The sequence below is a fragment of the Brevibacillus sp. HB1.2 genome, from assembly GCF_013332495.1.
GTDB lineage: Bacteria > Bacillota > Bacilli > Brevibacillales > Brevibacillaceae > Brevibacillus > Brevibacillus porteri.
Map to the genome: position 1 here is coordinate 532326 of NZ_JABMIU010000003.1, position 17654 is coordinate 549979.

A 17654-nucleotide genomic window follows, 5' to 3' on the forward strand; every position below is an offset into this window, starting at 1 on the left:
AATGTAGATGAAGAAACTGACAGGCAATCAAATCCGCCAGATGTTCCTCGACTTTTTTGTAGAAAAAGGACATCGCATTGAGCCTAGCGCTCCATTGGTTCCAATCGACGATCCTTCCCTTCTCTGGATCAACAGCGGTGTAGCGACTCTCAAGAAATATTTTGACGGCCGAATCATCCCGGACAACCCGCGCATCACGAACTCACAAAAGTCTATTCGTACCAACGATATTGAAAATGTGGGACGTACTGCTCGCCACCATACCTTTTTTGAAATGCTGGGTAACTTCTCTATTGGTGAGTACTTCAAGGAAGAAGCGATTGAATGGGCATGGGAGTTTTTGACGAGCCCAAAATGGATGAGCTTTGATCCAGAATTGCTGTCCGTTACCATTCACCCAGAGGACGAAGAAGCATTTGAGCTGTGGAGCAAGAAAATCGGTGTTCCAGAAGAGCGAATCATCCGACTGGAGGGCAACTTCTGGGATATCGGAGAAGGCCCGAGCGGACCGAACACGGAGATTTTCTATGACCGTGGAGAAGCATTTGGAAACGACCCGAGCGACCCTGAGCTGTACCCAGGTGGGGAGAATGAGCGTTACCTGGAAGTATGGAACCTGGTATTCTCCCAGTTCAACCACAATCCAGACGGTACCTACACGCCGCTGCCTAAGAAGAACATTGATACGGGGATGGGTCTTGAGCGCATGGCGTCTGTCATCCAAGGCGTAGACAACAACTTTGAGACAGACTTGCTGTTCCCGCTGATCGAAAAGACCACGGAAATCTCCGGTGTGAAGTATAAAACAAGCCCTGAGATGGATGTAGCCTTGAAGGTAATCGCTGACCATGCACGTACGGTTGTGTTTGCGATCGGTGACGGGGCGCTTCCATCCAATGAAGGACGTGGCTACGTCATTCGCCGTCTGCTTCGCCGTGCCGTACGTATGGGGAAAAAGCTGGGCGTAGAGAAGCCATTCCTGTACAGCTTGACTGAGACAGTAGGCACGATGATGGGCGAATTTTACCCAGAGGTTGTCCAAAAGCGTGTGTTTATCGAAAAAGTTATTCGTGCCGAGGAAGAGCGTTTCCACGAGACACTGAACGACGGTCTGGCGATCCTGTCTGACATGGTGAAGGCAGCAAAAGAAAGCGGAAAGACACAACTGTCTGGTCAAGATGTGTTCAAAATGTACGATACGTATGGATTCCCTGTTGATTTGACAGAAGACTTTGCAGACGAGCAAGGGCTTACTGTCGATCGCGATGGCTTTGATCAAGCGATGGAAGAACAGCGTGAGCGTGCACGTGCAGCACGTCAAGATGTAGACAGCATGCAAATCCAAGGTGGTCCATTGTCTGATTTGACGGTTACGAGCCAATTTGTTGGTTATACTGAATTGGTAGCAACAGGTAAAGTTGAAGCGATTATTTTGGACAACCAGCTGGTAGAAGAAGCAGAAGAAGGTCAAACCGTACAACTCGTTCTGAGCCAAACTCCTTTCTATGCAGAAAGCGGCGGTCAGATCAATGACGAGGGTTTCCTGATTTCTGATATCGTGAAAGCACGTGTGACAGATGTACAAAAAGGACCAATGGGTCAAAATGTACATTCCGTCATCGTCGAAGCAGGTACCCTGCGCAAAGGCGATGAGGTTCGCGCGGAAGTGAACCGTGAAGCACGTCTGGCTATCACACAAAACCATACAGCGACTCACTTGCTGCATCAAGCACTCAAGGATGTCTTGGGAACGCATGTCAATCAGGCAGGTTCCTTGGTAGCACCAGAGCGTCTCCGTTTTGACTTCACGCACATTAGCTCCATTACTCCAGAAGAGCTGGAGCGTATCGAAGCGATCGTGAATGAAAAAGTGTGGGCAAACCTGAGTGTCGAGATCTCCAACAAATCATTGGCTGAGGCAAAAGCGATGGGCGCGATGGCGTTGTTCGGTGAAAAATACGGCGACGTTGTACGCGTTGTAAAAGTGGGCGAATACAGCTTGGAGCTGTGCGGTGGATGCCATGTGAACAATACCGCAGAAATCGGTCTGTTCAAGCTGGTTAGCGAGAGCGGTATCGGCGCAGGTACACGCCGGATCGAAGCAGTAACAGGACGCGGCGCTTATCAGTTCTTGAACCAGCAGTTCACTACACTCAAAGAAGTGGCGCAAGCACTCAAAGCACCAGTACTGGCAGAAGCACCTGCACGTGTAGAAGGTCTGCAACAACAATTGAAAGAAGTACAGCGCGAAAACGAGTCCCTGCGTGCAAAACTGGGGAACATCGAGGCAGCGTCGTTGACGGATAAACTCCAACAAGTAGACGGCATGAATGTACTCGCTGCACGTGTTTCCGCTGTCGATATGGACAACCTGCGCGGCATGGTAGATGAGCTGAAAAACAAACTCGGCTCCGCTGTCATTGTGTTGGGTGCAGTCGATGGCGACAAGGTGAACCTCGTTGCAGGTGTAACCAAAGATCTCATGGATCAAGGCATTCACGCTGGCAAGATCATCAAGGAAGTCGCAACTCGTTGCGGTGGCGGCGGTGGTGGACGTCCTGATATGGCACAAGCCGGCGGTAAGGACCCATCCAAGCTGCAAGAAGCACTGGATGCAGTGGTTGACTTCGTGAAGAGTCAAGCAGTAGGGAAATAGTGCGATTGCACGAGAAATTTGTATAATCGACAGGAGTAAACGAAATCCGAGTCGAATACAAAAAAGAGTATAAAACTAAAAGAGTCTCAAAGGAAATCGAGGTGTTGATTGTGAGTTCGTTGGATAATACCATGAAATTCACGGTGCCCAAGGAAGCGAATGCGGCGGATGTGCAAGAAACATTGACAGAGGTGTACAAAGCCCTGCAGGAAAAAGGATACAACCCGATCACCCAGATCGTCGGTTACTTGCTTTCTGGCGACCCGGCGTTTATCCCACGCCACAACAACGCGCGGAGCCTGATCGGCAAATTGGAACGGGACAAAATCATAGAAGAGTTGGTGACCGTTTACTTGTCAGAGCGCAAGTAGACCTTAACGATGACACGATTGATGGGTTTGGATGTAGGCGACAAGACGATTGGAGTGGCTGTCAGCGATGAGCTGGGATGGACTGCGCAAGGAGTAGAGACCATCAAGCGACAATCCAAGGAAAAGGACTTTGCTCGCCTGAGCGAATTAGTTTCGCAGTATCAAATTGGGGCTTTCGTTGTTGGTCTGCCCAAAAACATGAACGGAACCATAGGCCCGCGTGCTGAAATGTGTCAAGCATTTGGCAAGCTTTTGGAGGAACGCACGTCTCTTCCTGTCCACATGTGGGACGAACGCTTGACGACCATGGCGGCAGAGCGTATGCTGATCTCTGCTGATGTCAGCCGTCAAAAGCGAAAGACAGTGATAGATAAAATGGCGGCCACTTTAATCCTCCAAGGATATTTGGACGCGAAATCGAGGTGACCACAATGAGTGAAGAGATGATGGAAGAGTTCGAAGTGGGCGATGTGATCGCGCTAACGGAAGAAGGTACCGAGGAACCGCGAGATTTTCGTATCATGTACATTTTTGACATTGAAGACCGCAGCTATTTGGTGCTCGTACCAGTAGATCAGGAAGAGGAAGAAGAGTACGAGGTTCACTTCCTGCGTTATGATGGTACAGACATGCTTATGCCAATCGAAGATGATGAAGAGTGGGAGCAAGTAGAAGCTACCTTCGAAACGTTGATTGCCGATTTGGAGAAAGACGGAATTTAATAGATTCGTGAGAAAAGGGTCCGCAACTGGCGGGCTCTTTTTTTATGACTTTTTTCGGCAAAATCATCCATGAAGTGACAGTTGGATAAGCCTCTTGTATAATGAATGGGATGGAGATAAAGAGACCCTAAAGGGAGGATTTCTAGCTTGAAACCAATGTCAGCGAAGCCTGATTTTAACCCCGGCCGCCCTCTGGCGCATCGACGCAGACGCGGCGGACGAATTGTGATGTGGCTAGTTGCCTTGTTGTTGTTGATCATTTTGGCTGCGGGGGGAGCAGCGTGGTACGTGTACCAGCAATTACAACCCGTTGCAGGTGAACAGACGGTGAAAAACGTGGCGATTCCGTCCGGGTCATCCGTACAAAAAATTGGTCGACTTCTGGAAGAACAAGGTCTGATCCGAAATGCCGATGTATTTAATTACTACGTGAAGTATAAAGGCGTGGCCCCTGATCTTAAGGCGGGAGAATACCAATTTACGACTGGTCAAGCCATTGATGAGATACTAACCGCTATGGTGGAAGGAAACACGGTGATCAATGCGAACCGATTTACGATCCCAGAAGGCTGGAATGTTGAACAGATCGCAGATCATCTCGATAAAGAAGGCATTGTAGAGAAGGCGGCATTCTTAAAAGAAGTAAATGAAGGTGCATTCCCCGACTATCCTTTTGTCGCAGCCATACCGAAGCATGCAGACCGAAAACACCGTTTGGAAGGATATCTGTTCCCGGAAACGTATGAGGTGGACAAAGATGCTACAGCACATGATGTCGTCTCGCGTATGCTGGCTCAATTCCAAAAGGAATGGAAGCCAGAGTGGACAGAGCAGTTGAAGCAGCACGATTTAACACTGGATAAGGCGGTTAATCTCGCATCGATCGTTGAGCGTGAAGTAACAGTAGACAAGGAGCGCCCACTTGTAGCAGGCGTGTACTATAATCGGATTCGCGATAAGTGGCCGTTGCAGGCTGATGCTACCGTCCAGTTTGTTCTCGGCAAACAACGAGACCGTTTGACCTTCGAGGACCTAAAAGTAAAAAGTCCGTACAACACATACACAAATCCTGGATTGCCACCGGGGCCGATTGCCAACCCAGGCAGAGCTTCGCTTGCAGCCGTCGTCAATCCAGCTAAACACGATTACTTTTTCTACGTGACGAAAAAAGACGGAACGGCCGAGCATTACTTTTCCAAAACACTGCAAGAGCATGAAGCAAATGATAAGAAAAGCAGGGGAAACTAACCAAGTTTCCTCTTTTTTTTTGCATGCGATCAACAGCGCTTGACGTAGCCAAGCTTTCTCAAGGTGTGCTATAATAATTCGGTTGTAACGAAAGAGGAGTGAAATCATGATTACCAATCCGGCAATTGACGACTACGTGTCAAGCCTGGTACCCGAGCGTTCTCCGCTGCTCAAGCGACTGGAGCAGGAGGCGGCAGAGGAAAACATTCCGATTGTGCAGCTCCCGTCCGCTCAAGTCATGCGGATGTTGTTATTGCTGCATCGTCCCAAAGCGATTCTGGAAGTGGGTACGGCAATTGGCTATTCCACCATTTGGCTTGCAGAAGCTGCGCCGGAAGCGCGAATTGTCACGATGGACATAGATGAAGATCGATTGGCGAGAGCACGGGAAAATATAAAAGAAGCAGGATGTGCAGATCGTGTGGAAATACTCTCACGTGACGCCACTTTAGGGTTGCCGGAGTCATATCAATTTGACTGCTTGTTTATCGATGCGGCTAAAGGTCAGTATCGAGTATTCCTCGATTTGTATCTACCGCTTCTCCGCGAAGGCGGTTTGGTAATCAGCGACAATGTCCTGTTCCGAGGACTGGTGGCGACCCCAGAAGAAGCGGGCAAGCGCCAGCGTCCGATGGTGGACAAGCTGCTTTCTTATAATTCGCATCTGATGGAGCGTCCTGATTTAGAAACGACATTTATTCCAGTCGGAGACGGGCTGGCCATCAGTATGAAAAAGAGTAAAAACATAGGGTCGTAAACGGTGTAAAGCATCATGAGGAAGGGGACATGAAGCATGGGTAACCCCGTATTGATTGGGGTAGCGGGAGGCAGTGGTTCTGGAAAAACGACTGTAGCAAAGGAGCTGTACCGCCAGTTCCAAAATGATAGTGTAACGATGATTGAGCAGGACTCCTACTACAAGGATCAAAGCCATTTGAGCCCAGAAGAGCGGGCGTTGACTAACTACGACCATCCCTTCGCTTTTGACAACGATTTGTTGCTTGCGCATTTGCAAGAGCTGATGCAAGGAAAGGCGATCCAAAAACCGATCTACGACTTCAAGGAGCATAACCGTAAGCCAGAGCAGATCCAGGTCGACCCGAAGGATGTCATCATTCTGGAAGGAATGCTGATTCTGGAGGATGAGCGAATTCGTGATTTGATGGATATTAAGGTATTCGTTGATACCGATGCGGATGTGCGTATTGTACGCCGAATCGTACGTGACATCGAAGAGCGCGGTCGTTCCCTCGATTCTGTCGTGACACAGTACCTAACCGTCGTTCGACCGATGCATTTGCAGTTTATTGAGCCGACCAAGCGATATGCAGATGTCATCATGCCAGAGGGCGGCTACAACCGAGTAGCATTGGATCTGTTATCCACGAAGATCAGCAATATTTTATTGGAGAAGCAACAGTTCGCCAATCAATCTTAAATACCTAAAAGTGCACCGTGACATACGGTGTGCTTTTTTCTTTGTTCGTTGTTTCTGTCGCGTACATTCCGGCAATACTGGTGAAAAAAGCCAGGGAGGGAATTCGATGCAGCTGGATCGACGAATCAAAAGACGTCACTTTCTTGTATTATTGTCCATGTCGTTGTTATGGCTCGGTTTGGTCATGCGATTGTGGTGGATTCAACTCGGATCGCCCCATCGGTTTTCTCGGCATGGCGTTGATTTGGTAAAGGCAGCAGTAAAGCAAAGACAGCAAAGCATCGTGCTGCATAGCGGGCGTGGCGATATCGTGGATCGAAGTGGGTACTCCTTTACCGGAGAAGAGCATCTCGCCTTGATTTTGTTCCCATTGGCGCGTGGGAGCCTGCAAGGAACAGATGGCTTGCAGCGATTGGCTCAAATAACAGGAGAATCCAAGGAACGGCTGTCGGAGACCATGGAAAAGGCAAAAGTACCACTGCTCATGCGAGAGGAGTCAGGCAAGCTGGTGATGCTCACCGAGCGGCAGGCTGAGGAAATCAATGCACTTGCCATCCCAGGAGTTGTCTCATTGGCGGTGACAGAACGATACCGCGCTGATGAAGTAGCCAAGCATCTGATTGGTTTTATCCATAAAAATCCCGACATGGTGCAGAAGCTGTATCCAGATGAATGGATAAGCGGCAAAATGAATGCCGAGAGCACGCTGGGGGCATCGGGTCTGGAGCGAAGCTTTGACCGGTTTTTACAGGGAGTAGAGCCGTCTGTCTTGTCCTATTATGTAGATGGGCACGGACAACCGCTCCGAGGGCTGGATATTCGCTATACGAAGCAGTCGAATCAATACTATCCGCTTTCATTAACGACTACCTTGGATGCAGCAATCCAGAGAAGTATGGAGGCAGCAGCCGATCAAGTAGGATTAAAAGAGGGCAGTATCGTCGTTTTGGACGTACAAACAGCCGATGTTCTTGCAGCTGTGAGCCGCCCTACCTATGATCAAACGAATGTTGCAGGAAACATCAGCGACTGGAAGAATCGCGCATTCAAACAACTCCCGCCTGGTTCTGTCTATAAAACAGTGGTAGCAGCAGCCGCTTTGGCGGAAGGAATGGTTTCACCAATTGACCGTTTCACATGCACGGGGGAGTACGGGAAGTACCATTTCTCCTGCTGGAAAAAAGAAGGTCACGGCAGTGTGACGCTGGAAGAAGCGTATGCCCAATCCTGCAATATTGCGATTGCCCATATCGCCAAGCTGGTGGGTGGAGAAAAGTTGGAGGAATATGCAAAAAAACTAGGCTTGACCACTCAAGTAGGGCATGTTACCCCTCATCTGTATAAACTCAAAAACTTTAAGCAGCTGGATGGCGAAGAGCCGGGGAGAGTCTTTGCAGAGGGTATATCCCGCGACGATGAAGGCGTCCTGATTCAAAGCGCCATTGGTCAGCGGGATGTACGTATTACCCCCTTGCAAGCAGCCAACATGATGGTAACGATTTTGCGTGGCGGTCAAAGCTCTCAGGTACGGCTGGTAAAAGAGATCGCATACCGAAATGGTCAGTCGTTCCACACATTCCCCGAGCAGGAGCTCTCTTTGGACGGAATTGACTACGTCACAGCCAATAAATTGCGAAAAATGATGCGTAAAGTCGTCACAGAGGGAACAGGACAGATGCTCATGAATGCCGCTTGGCAGGTGGCAGGTAAAAGCGGGACTGCGCAAATCGGGGATGCGAATGGAAACAACCATCTGTGGTTTCTCGGGTACGCTCCGCTAGAAGATCCGCGTTACGCCATTTGTGTCGTGGCAGAAAATCAGCCGAGCTGGGGAAAAAACCAGGCTATGGAGCTTTTTCACCGAGCTGTCGCTGGGCTTGCCGATCATACAGCTCAATCTTCCCAACCTCGCGAAGAGTATTTCCGAGGATGAATCCTCTTGCGTTAATTTGATTGTTTTTACCTAGCCCGACGATCAGCATGAGGGGAGAAGAGGACATGTACATGGATTGCGACGCTTTTGCCCAAATGGTTCGCTTATCACCTTTGCTGGGAGATAGGCGTTTTACCGTATGGCTATGCCAATCACCAATGTATTTCCATTGTCGATGTGTGCTTAATTTGCGGACGAGCTTATTGAGATGCGTGTCATCGAAAAAAATAGAATGTGGCTGGTGAATCGCATTTGGGCCTGGTTCACTTGCATACGTAACGACCCATCTATCCTCACCAAGTGGGTATCCCATCATCACCCCTCCTGTTTCCAGCGAGGGTTTTTTTCGTACGGCCTGCTCAATCTGTTTCCACGCTTTTGGTGTGATGTACAGCGTCGTCATGAGACGTTCGTCCCTCCTTGATAAAACCACTGACATTTGCTTGATATCATATGTATGCGAATAGTGAAATGTACCGTTGTCCAGCAAAGTTATGAATGGTCGAAAAAAAGATTGTAACTCACCCTCTTCCTTTCTATAATTTGAGTAAAAGTGTGAGTTCAAAAAGTCGCCTTTTTGAACAACCTCTAAAAAGACGGAGACTGGAAAGGTTGATTGTATGCCTTTGGCACCTGTTGATCTCTCACTGATTGGACAAGTTTTAGCGGCTGATTTGTACACCGAACAAGGAATTTTGCTGCTGGGACAAAACACGACGATCACGCCGGCCCATGTGATCCTATTGCAAAAGCAACGAGTCCGTGAGGTTGACATTATACAGAGTCTTACGGAGGGAACCGGTGAGGAAGTAACTTCTCAACTATTCCAACTAGAGGCAGATTCTGAGACCGTTGCTGCTTATGTACAAGCCCTCGACAAAACGAGACTACTCTTCGATGAACTGACAGTTGGCGGGACACCGAGTCTCGATCATTTTTCCAACATCTTTTTTGATGTATCAGAAAAATCGACGAAGCATTTGGGTTTGTTCCGGAACTTGTACGTACTGGAAGGGGCAGATAGCTATACATACCGACATTCATTAAATGTAGGCATTCTCTGTTCGCTCATTGCTCGCTTGATGAAATGGGATGAAGAGCGAATATCATTCATGGGGACAGCCGGATTTTTGCATGACATTGGAAAAATGAGAGTACCAAAAGAAATATTACTTAAGCCAGGCAAGCTAAGTGAAGAAGAATTTGCGATCATGAAGAAGCATACCATTTACGGCTATGAAATGATCCGTGAGATGAAGGGTGGGTCTGAGCTGTTGGCATTGTGTGCCTTGCTGCATCACGAGCGACTCGATGGGTCTGGCTATCCGGAGCAAAGAAAAGGCGATAGCATTCCGATCGAATGTCAGGTGCTCGCCGTTGCCGACATGTTTGATGCGATCTGTTCTGATCGGGTGTACAAAGGGAGGACGTCCCCATTCGAGGCGGCACAGCTCCTGTGGAAGGAAGCCTGTAACGGGACGTTGAACGTTGAGATTGTTGCACAGTTTGTCCGCTACATTGCCTTGCTGTACGTAGGCGCGAAGGCGAGGTTGAGTAGCGGGGAAGAAGTCGAAGTGATTCTTATCCATCAGGATGAGCCAATGCGTCCGTTGGTAAGAAGAATGGGTGAATTCCTCGATTTGCGGCATGATCGTAAACTGACGATTGAAAAAATGATAGGATAGGAAAGTCGATGCAAAGAAGGTGAAACCGCTCTTGGGAAATGAGAGCGGTTTCATTGTTGCTGATCTGTGAACGATCATCGGGAAAGCTCGATCAGATTGGCAGATTGTGACACAATGAAAGTGTGCATGATAGACCAAGAAAAGATAAAGAGCCGTGTCGTGCGAATGCTCGAAACGCAAGGAGGAAACACATGATACGCAAAGCGGAACCCACAGATGCAGCTTTTGCTGCGCCATTAATTTATGATGCCATTGGAGATATCGCCCATACGTTGACAGGTGCAACGGAGGAAGCGGATGCGATTCGCATGATGGAGGAGTTTTTTGCGAAGGAAAATAACCGACTCAGCTACGAAAACGCGGTGATTGCCATGGATGGAGATGTACCGGTAGGACTTGCGCTCTTTTATCATGGAAGCCAAACAGAGGCACTCGATCGCCCATTCGTTGAGCATGTCCAACGTTTGACTGGCGAGACGATTACGCTTGTAAAAGAAGCAAAGGATGACGAATTCTATTTGGATTCTGTCGCGGTTGATTCCTCATGCAGAGGGAAGGGGATCGGATCACTTCTGCTGGATGCCTTTGAAAAAGAAGCGATTCAGCGCGGGCATGACCGAATCGCTTTGCTCGTAGACGAGGAAAAACCACGTGCGCGCAAGCTGTATGAATCGCTCGGCTATCGTGAGGATGGGACAGTGATCGTAAGCGGGCATAAATTGAGCCATATGGTGAAGGACATAGCGGAAAAGGCGTAAGAAGAATACAACAGCGGCCACCTAAGACCTGAAAATAAAGTCTTAGACTGGTCGCTGTTTTTTATTGAACGATCTATCTGCGATCAAAAGCAAGACTCGCAGCAAGACCTGTCAAGACGCTTGCCATTAGCCAGCGTTGCACCCGTAGCCATGTTGGGCGTGTACTAAACCACAGAGCAACTCTGCTCGCTACAAGAACAATAAGCAGGTTAATGGTAAAGCTGACAGCTATTTGTGTTAGACCTAACGTAGCACTTTGCAGGAGCACCGATCCCCGCGCAGGATCTACAAACTGCGGTAAGAGTGAAACATACAAGATAGCAATTTTGGGGTTCAGTAGATTTGTGATCAATCCCATCAAAAATAACTTTTTCGGCGGTTCAATAGGAAGAGTATCAGGCTTGAGAATGGAGGAAGCACCTGGTTTGACCGCATTCCAAGCGAGCCAGAGCAGGTAGACAGCCCCGGCCCACTTGACTGATTCGTAAACGAACGGAACCGTTATGAAAAGAGCCGAGAGACCGAACATGGTTGCAATCATGTAAATTACGAATCCAAGTATAACACCAAGAAGCGAGATGACTCCGGCTGTGCGACCTTGCGAAATCGTACGAGAAATGAGGTAAATCATGTTAGGACCAGGAGAACAGACCATACCAAGCGAAACAAATACAAAGGTAATAAGAGTACCAAAACTCACCAATTTTCATTACTCCTCTCCGTGGTTCATCAAAGTTACCAAGATCGCTGCAACTATTCCATTAAACTGCCAAGACAGGCAACACATCGGCGAGCGAAGCCAGCTTACTGGGGCAGCAAAGCGGTGTCTAGCCCCAGTTTCTTTCTATTAACCTGCCTTTACAGAGAGATTAATTGGGTGAGGGCAGGTAAGGTGTGAGATCAAATTTCCAGTCAAATTCACGGATCGGACTGTACTTACCCGTCAGGAGCTTCAAAATATGAGCTTCGGTTGCTTTACTCGTATTTTTGGACGCCCCTGCTTCGTCGAAAAGATTGCCACAGGCATACGCAAATAAATACTCTTCCCAGCTCGAATAAGCGAGTTGGATTCGCTTGGCTACGTCCAGCATGCTTTCTACGGCATCCGCCTTGGGAAGATAGGACTGTTGGGCGCCTGCTTTGCAAATAATGAGGTACCAGGCGTAATCAAAGGCGGCAATGCCGACATGTGGGAGTCTGTTCATATACGAGTACACGATCAACTGCCGGGCTGACTCCGTGTCGCCTTTTTTTAAGGACTCGATGTAGTTGGAACGATTGGCAGCGCTGAGTGCAGATAATACGTGGCGATGCTGATCAAATTCAGCTCTTCGCCCATGTTCCAAAAACCAAGTCAAGCGCTCTTGCGTTTTGGCGGCATCTCCCGTGTCCCATCTGTTATCAATTCGAAGCCGCAAAAACGTATCGCGCAGGCGGTTGTATTCGTGGATGGCCAAATAATACGCGAGTTGCTTCTGATTTAAGCAAACAGAGGAGAGAGCATGCAAGTAGCGGCTTAATTTTGGGTCGATCTCTTTTTCGTTTTCTGCTTCTTTTGTCATGGAATTCCTCTCTGCCTCCTTTAGTGGAATGTCAATGCTTTGCGAGTTTTGGGAATCTCACGAATGATGCGGATGTAATACAGCATGGAGATGATTGCGAGAATGCCCAGAAGCCATGATCCCGTCCATCCTTTTTCTTCTAAGTCAGGCTTGGCATTGATATACATATCGGTCACGAGAACTGCATTGTGAGGATGCTTGCGTTTGTCCAAAGCATTCACAATGACAGGTAACATCTCACCATCCGGTATCGCCTGGAGCGTTCCTCGCATCTTAATGGAATGTTTGTCATGAATTTCTTTGGCATGATCGTAGTCCGTAATGACAATGATCGCTTGTTGATCCAGATAACCCACATTTACATAACCGGTGTCAGAGTTTAACAGATCTCGCTCTTCGGCTTTGGCAGCAGGAATGAACTCGGCTTTTGGCTCGGGATGCTTCTCTTTGTCATAGACGCGAAGCATATTGATATAAGAAGCTTTGGTCAATGTAAATTGCACCTGGTAGCCAAGAGGCGTTTGTTTCAACTCGTCCATCGTCTCAATTGGGACAGGCTTATATTTATTGACCAAGGAGTCAAATATCTGCTCCGAAGTCATCTCCAGCTTCATGGATACAACAGCAAACATAGCGTAATGGAGCAGAAGGAGAAAAATAATCGTCCAAATGTTACGTCTCGTGTAGATGGCAAAAAATTGCTTGAACCTTACTAGCTTGCCAGGAAGCCCGAGTACGCGTAAGGTTTTTCTCCTAGCTGCTTTGGCTTGCTTGTTCGCAGTTGGTTCGGTCATCTTGTTAAACGGAGATTGTATTTGCGTCAGACATATCTTCGCATCAATATCGGAGGGATTATGCGAAAGCATCTCCTGGAAAACCTCTTGAGCCTTCTCCCATTCGCCCAGTTGAAGATAACTTTTCCCCAGCAAGCTGCGAGCGTCCCACAGTTCTGGCATGCGAGTGAGGATTTCCTCGCAATCTTTGATCGCATCAGCAGCATCTCCCTTTTCGAGAAAAAGTCGGGCACGATACAAATACGCATCGATGTTATCTGGATCAAGACGTATCAGTTGATCAAAGGTATGAAAGGCACGATTCTTATTTCCGGTTCGTAAAAAATATTCGCCCTGTAAACGGATCAAATCGGGATCAAGAGGGTACAGGGCATGGGCGTTTGCCAAATAGCTCTGAGCCGTTTCCCAATCATTTTCCATGAGGGCAAATAACGCATCGCTGCGCCATTCTAGAAACGCTTCAATATCCAAGTCCTCGCGATTCTCAAAAGAGTGGTAACGCAGTGTGAAGGTCTGATTGAGCTGGCCGTTCAGGTAAGCGACAAAACGCCCTGAGAGCTGGCTTGCGAGCTTTTCCGATTTCTCCCGCCATTGAAAATGGGAATCGAGCAGCTTCCACACCTCATGAGACAAGTGATAGTGTTCTTCTAAAAAGTGGAGAAATTGCGTATCGATGAGTTGATGGCAACCGACATTCCACATGGCCTCGTCATTCAGCAACTCACGCCAGTTTTCAAGCTTGATTCGTTCGTGATAGTTATCGTACAACTCTTGCGTACGGCGGAAAAAACGCTCCACCATATCATTGGGGTTCATGGAGCGTTCGAAATGAGCGTAGCTCTCCGTGAAATCGTACCGCTGGGGAATGGGGATTTCTTCTTGAGAGACCACTTCTTGCGTTGTTTCCTCTAAAAACCTGTCAAACAGGGTGAGTCGCTGCGGTGGATCGTAGTTAGGCTGCTCTTCTTCTTCCGATTCATGATTCTCCCCCTCATCGAGCTGTCTCGGCTGTCTTCTTTCCGGTAGGGGCGTTTCTTCGAACATTCGATTGCGCTTGGTATTGCGTGTGTACTTCAGGGCGAGGTCATACGCCTCTCGCAATCGCTGAAAGCCTTCAGGATCAACCTCCGGATTGTGCACCTTCAACATTTTGGCATACGCCTTTTTTATCTGGGCAGGATTGTCCGTCGGTTCAATCCCGAGAATCTCCCAAATCCCCATTAATACTCATTCCACCCTTCAAACATGTCCAGCTGCTGCTTCAATTCTTCTGCTGCTTTGGCGATGTCTCTTTCATTTTGGGTGGAGAGGACACTTTCGAAGCGGCGTAAGTAATTCGCAATGATCATACGGTCTTCGCCCAACGCTTCCTCATACATACGCTCGCCTTTTGCCAGAAGCAATCGATTTTCGGTTCGCTCTCTAGGGTGGATCTTAATGTTTTGAAGAGCTTGGAAACGCTCCTCAATTTCTTGTTTTGATAGGCTACCCGGATTTTTTTCGATGACGGCCTTGGTTTTGACACCTGAGGATACGACAGTCACTTCGACTTCAAGAATCCCGTTGATGTCATATGTATAACGAACATCGATAGATTCCTCGCCCTTTTTGGCAGGAGGAACTTTTACATTCAATTCGCCCAGCTTGAGGTTATGTTCGACGCGTCGGCTTTCCCCTTGATACACGTCAACGAGAATAGAGCGTTGATTATCGAGAACGGTGTATAGCCGTTCTACCCGACTGACCGGGATTGGCGTATTGCGCTCGATGATCGGAAAGAAGTAGCCATCCTCGTGTTTGCCGTTTGCCATGGTTTGTACAATACCCGTACCGAGTGTGTATGGGCAAACATCGGTCAAAACAAGCTCGTTTAACGCCTCGTTGCGTTCCTTGAGTGCTGCTTGAATCGCTGTTCCCAATGCAACAGCCTCATCGGGATTAATATGGGAATGGGGCAGGCGCCCAAATATCTTGCTAACGATGGATTTGATAAGCGGCATCCGTGTCGCACCGCCAATAAGCACGATTGCGTCCAGTTCCCGGGGTGAGATGGAAGCGTCTCGCAAAGCACGTTCGATCGGCTGACGCAGTCGTTGCAGCAGAGGAAACGCGAGTTCTTCCAGCTGATTCCGGCTGAGCGTTGTTTCAACCAGCTCTCCCTGGATATTGACACTCATTTTCCCTTCTTGGTCGGAAAACAAGGCGCGCTTGCACAGCTCAGCTTGTTTGTGGATGGACGAACGCGTTTTGCTGTCCAGCGTGTTGATATCGAGTCGATGGGCTTCTATAAAATAAGAGGCAATCAGATCGGTAAAGTCTTCGCCGCCCAAAAAGTTGTCTCCAGCGATTGATTTTACTTCCATCACACCTTCGAACATTTCTAAAATAGAAACGTCAAACGTTCCGCCACCTAAATCGAATACGAGGAATTGTGTCTCGGATTCCTCTTGATGGAGCCCATATGAGATCGCGGCGGCTGTTGGTTCGCTGATCAAACGCTCTACTTTCAGTCCAGCGAGCTCTGCTGCTCGTTTCGTTGCTTTGCGTTGTGTGTCATTGAAATAAGCAGGTACACTGATAACCGCTTCGTGAACGGAGTGCCCGAAATGAGCCTCAGCATCGGCCTTCAAAGATTTAATCACAAAGGAGGAAAGGTCTTCGGCAGAAAGAGAATATCTCCCCAGTTGGTATCTTTTTTCTGTCCCCATAAACCGTTTGAAGGTAGAAGCAGTACGATCTGGGTGTGTTAAGAGGCGCTCTCTGGCGATTTTTCCAATCAAGATCTCGCCGTTCTCATCGACGCTGACCACAGAAGGAGTCAGTGTTTCTCCGAGCGCGTTTGGAATGAGCACGGATCCATTCTCAGTCCAGTAGGCCACCAGACTGTTCGTCGTGCCCAAATCAATTCCAATGGTGGTCATCAGTTAGGTCCTCATTTCCGTGTTTTTTCTACTAATATCGGTAAAATTAGAGACTTTGTAGATAATTTTACCATGAAAAAAATGGATATAATTGGTGCTTTAGTAGGATATGAAATCGAATTTTAGATAAAGAAAATAGAAATAGAATTCGGAAGATAGAAAACGACAAACGAGAGAGGTCGTTATGCCAATGGAGCAGCGAATGGAAAAGTGGTTTAAAGCGTGGAAGTTACTTATGCATGATATGGAGCGACAAGGTGCCCAGGTTTGGCCGCTCACGGTAGAACCACCGGCGGCGCTGGAAGAAATCGAAAGAAGAGAGGAAAGTCTCGGGGTTAGCTTTCCCCCGACGATCCGTACCATTTTGCTTGCGGGCAGCAGTCAAGTTCAAATAAATTGGTCGTTGCCATCTCGAGCGTTAGATCCTTTTTCACTCAGTGGAGATTTGGGATGGTCATTGGATGCATTTGAGTGGCCGTACTTTGGCGGAGACGAAGAGAGTGAGGACGAGAAAAGGTATCTCTGTTTTCACGTCGGCGGTAATGGCGACATGCTCCTCATCGATTTGTCGACAGGCGCGGATGACCCACCTGTCTATTCTTGGGGGCATGAGACAGACGAGTTCCAATTACTCGGCAAAAGCTTCACAGAGTTCGTAGAGCGAGTCACGGAGCTGGGCTGTATTGGGGCAGAGTGCTGGAATTATGAAGCACTCGCTGGTGCAGATGGGCTCGATGTCGAGGGGCAAGTCGCACAAGAGTGGAAAGAATGGCTGCAAATCTATCGAACGCTCACCTTTGAAGAGGCGGCGCAAGATTTCGAGAAGCTGGTCTTGTTTGCAAAAATGCATGGTGCAGGAGATACACGTATCCAAAAGGCATTTGCTCAGTACGATTGGGAGCCGGTTTTGCATAAATGGGTAGCGCAAATCGAGCAGGAAACCTCATCAAGCAATCTGCTACTCTGGTGCCAGCTCATTGTCGAGACAGTAGGTAAAAAGGCAGAGGGGTGGGTACGCTCGCTCTGGGAGTCCGGGCCACATTATGAACGGATAGGCTCGAGTCTACGTGCATACGTGACGGCAGCTTGTTTGCCAGAAGAAGAGGGCTTGCAGCGAGTTTTGGCTGAGATGGACGAAGTTGTTGCCAGAAAAGAATGTCTGGTAGGCTATGCTGCCAACAGTCATTTGCATCACTTTCGCTCCCGTGAAGTCATTTTGTGGATGGAACCGCATGTGGCGTACCCGATTGAAGGCTGGGATGAGCTTTTCGCGATGTCACGTCCACAATGGGATGATCTGATTCGCTGGCTGGACGGAAATGAAGCACAGCGGCAGATTGCGTTAAGTGCTTGGGGGAAAATGCTGACGAGTGGCGAGTCGCCTTCTGGTGAAGCGAATTGGCAAGAAATCAATCGGTTGTTGGATGTAGCGTACGAGAAAGCCATTTTGCGCAAGGAAAAGGAGCGTGTAGATCGCATTCTCTCTTCCTTGGAAACAGCAAAGCATTAGACGAAGGGGCATTGACCCGTGTTTGTGCAAGAGGAATGGACCAAGGGGGAAAGACA

16 protein-coding genes are annotated in these 17654 nt (G+C 48.4%); 11 read left to right on the plus strand and 5 right to left on the minus strand.

Annotated elements, in window-relative coordinates; genetic code table 11:
- The first annotated feature begins 7 nt into the window (after window positions 1-7).
- The 8 genes from alaS (at window position 8) to HPY28_RS10625 (ending at window position 8368) form a co-directional block, all read left to right on the plus strand.
- On the plus strand, window positions 8-2656 hold the full coding sequence (gene alaS, locus HPY28_RS10590) for an alanine--tRNA ligase (protein ID WP_173622470.1): 2649 nt from the start codon (window positions 8-10) through the stop codon (window positions 2654-2656).
- A 110-nt stretch (window positions 2657-2766) separates the two neighbouring features.
- Window positions 2767-3027, plus strand: a complete 261-nt coding sequence (locus HPY28_RS10595; RefSeq protein ID WP_007727936.1) for an IreB family regulatory phosphoprotein — start codon at window positions 2767-2769, stop codon at window positions 3025-3027.
- A 9-nt stretch (window positions 3028-3036) separates the two neighbouring features.
- Window positions 3037-3453, plus strand: coding sequence for a Holliday junction resolvase RuvX (gene ruvX / locus HPY28_RS10600; RefSeq protein ID WP_012685619.1), 417 nt, complete (start codon window positions 3037-3039; stop codon window positions 3451-3453).
- A 5-nt stretch (window positions 3454-3458) separates the two neighbouring features.
- Window positions 3459-3749 (plus strand): DUF1292 domain-containing protein, encoded by a 291-nt coding sequence (locus HPY28_RS10605; RefSeq protein WP_007727932.1) that lies wholly within the window; start codon window positions 3459-3461, stop codon window positions 3747-3749.
- A 147-nt stretch (window positions 3750-3896) separates the two neighbouring features.
- Window positions 3897-4997, plus strand: a complete 1101-nt coding sequence (gene mltG, locus HPY28_RS10610; RefSeq protein WP_017247600.1) for an endolytic transglycosylase MltG — start codon at window positions 3897-3899, stop codon at window positions 4995-4997.
- 106 nt (window positions 4998-5103) lie between these two features.
- Window positions 5104-5754, plus strand: a complete 651-nt coding sequence (locus HPY28_RS10615) for an O-methyltransferase (protein ID WP_017247601.1) — start codon at window positions 5104-5106, stop codon at window positions 5752-5754.
- 36 nt (window positions 5755-5790) lie between these two features.
- Entirely contained in the window at window positions 5791-6435 is a 645-nt protein-coding gene (gene udk, locus HPY28_RS10620) for a uridine kinase (protein ID WP_106833388.1), read from the plus strand.
- 106 nt (window positions 6436-6541) lie between these two features.
- Window positions 6542-8368, plus strand: a complete 1827-nt coding sequence (locus HPY28_RS10625; protein WP_174230540.1) for a peptidoglycan D,D-transpeptidase FtsI family protein — start codon at window positions 6542-6544, stop codon at window positions 8366-8368.
- Here HPY28_RS10625 and HPY28_RS10630 read toward each other — a convergent pair.
- Window positions 8280-8771, minus strand: coding sequence for a Mov34/MPN/PAD-1 family protein (locus HPY28_RS10630; protein WP_082192159.1), 492 nt, complete (start codon window positions 8769-8771; stop codon window positions 8280-8282). The genes HPY28_RS10625 and HPY28_RS10630 overlap by 89 nt on opposite strands.
- Window positions 8772-8988: 217 nt before the next feature.
- Between HPY28_RS10630 and HPY28_RS10635 the strand changes: the two genes are divergently transcribed.
- The gene (locus HPY28_RS10635; RefSeq protein WP_017247604.1) at window positions 8989-10053 is read left to right on the plus strand and encodes an HD-GYP domain-containing protein; all 1065 of its coding nucleotides are present in this window, start codon (window positions 8989-8991) and stop codon (window positions 10051-10053) included.
- 191 nt (window positions 10054-10244) lie between these two features.
- Window positions 10245-10811, plus strand: coding sequence for a GNAT family N-acetyltransferase (locus tag HPY28_RS10640; protein ID WP_017247605.1), 567 nt, complete (start codon window positions 10245-10247; stop codon window positions 10809-10811).
- A 73-nt stretch (window positions 10812-10884) separates the two neighbouring features.
- Here HPY28_RS10640 and HPY28_RS10645 read toward each other — a convergent pair whose 3' ends face one another.
- From HPY28_RS10645 to HPY28_RS10660, 4 genes are all read right to left on the minus strand, one after another.
- Window positions 10885-11514, minus strand: a complete 630-nt coding sequence (locus HPY28_RS10645) for a LysE family translocator (protein WP_174230541.1) — start codon at window positions 11512-11514, stop codon at window positions 10885-10887.
- A gap of 166 nt (window positions 11515-11680) precedes the next feature.
- Window positions 11681-12373, minus strand: a complete 693-nt coding sequence (locus HPY28_RS10650) for a DUF1266 domain-containing protein (RefSeq protein ID WP_174225827.1) — start codon at window positions 12371-12373, stop codon at window positions 11681-11683.
- Between the two features lie 20 nt (window positions 12374-12393).
- Window positions 12394-14388 carry a J domain-containing protein gene (locus HPY28_RS10655; RefSeq protein WP_174230542.1) on the minus strand — a complete coding sequence of 665 codons (1995 nt, stop codon included), beginning with the start codon at window positions 14386-14388 and terminating at the stop codon, window positions 12394-12396.
- On the minus strand, window positions 14388-16088 hold the full coding sequence (locus HPY28_RS10660; RefSeq protein WP_174230543.1) for a molecular chaperone HscC: 1701 nt from the start codon (window positions 16086-16088) through the stop codon (window positions 14388-14390). Before HPY28_RS10660 ends, HPY28_RS10655 begins: the two co-directional genes overlap by 1 nt.
- Before the next feature lie 184 nt (window positions 16089-16272).
- Between HPY28_RS10660 and HPY28_RS10665 the strand changes: the two genes are divergently transcribed.
- Complete coding sequence (locus HPY28_RS10665) at window positions 16273-17598, plus strand: SMI1/KNR4 family protein (RefSeq protein ID WP_026042974.1); 1326 nt, start codon at window positions 16273-16275, stop codon at window positions 17596-17598.
- The last annotated feature ends 56 nt before the right edge of the window (window positions 17599-17654 follow it).

Bases quoted from the DNA above. Each gene is read 5' to 3' on its own strand.
- HPY28_RS10660 (WP_174230543.1), bottom strand. From the start codon at position 16,088: ATGACCACCATTGGAATTGATTTGGGCACGACGAACAGTCTGGTGGCC.
- ruvX (WP_012685619.1), top strand. From the start codon at position 3,037: ATGACACGATTGATGGGTTTGGATGTAGGCGACAAGACGATTGGAGTG.
- udk (WP_106833388.1), top strand. From the start codon at position 5,791: ATGGGTAACCCCGTATTGATTGGGGTAGCGGGAGGCAGTGGTTCTGGA.
- HPY28_RS10630 (WP_082192159.1), bottom strand. From the start codon at position 8,771: ATGACGACGCTGTACATCACACCAAAAGCGTGGAAACAGATTGAGCAG.
- HPY28_RS10665 (WP_026042974.1), top strand. From the start codon at position 16,273: ATGCCAATGGAGCAGCGAATGGAAAAGTGGTTTAAAGCGTGGAAGTTA.
- HPY28_RS10605 (WP_007727932.1), top strand. From the start codon at position 3,459: ATGAGTGAAGAGATGATGGAAGAGTTCGAAGTGGGCGATGTGATCGCG.
- HPY28_RS10640 (WP_017247605.1), top strand. From the start codon at position 10,245: ATGATACGCAAAGCGGAACCCACAGATGCAGCTTTTGCTGCGCCATTA.
- HPY28_RS10655 (WP_174230542.1), bottom strand. From the start codon at position 14,388: ATGGGGATTTGGGAGATTCTCGGGATTGAACCGACGGACAATCCTGCC.
- HPY28_RS10635 (WP_017247604.1), top strand. From the start codon at position 8,989: ATGCCTTTGGCACCTGTTGATCTCTCACTGATTGGACAAGTTTTAGCG.
- HPY28_RS10615 (WP_017247601.1), top strand. From the start codon at position 5,104: ATGATTACCAATCCGGCAATTGACGACTACGTGTCAAGCCTGGTACCC.
- HPY28_RS10625 (WP_174230540.1), top strand. From the start codon at position 6,542: ATGCAGCTGGATCGACGAATCAAAAGACGTCACTTTCTTGTATTATTG.
- alaS (WP_173622470.1), top strand. From the start codon at position 8: ATGAAGAAACTGACAGGCAATCAAATCCGCCAGATGTTCCTCGACTTT.
- HPY28_RS10650 (WP_174225827.1), bottom strand. From the start codon at position 12,373: ATGACAAAAGAAGCAGAAAACGAAAAAGAGATCGACCCAAAATTAAGC.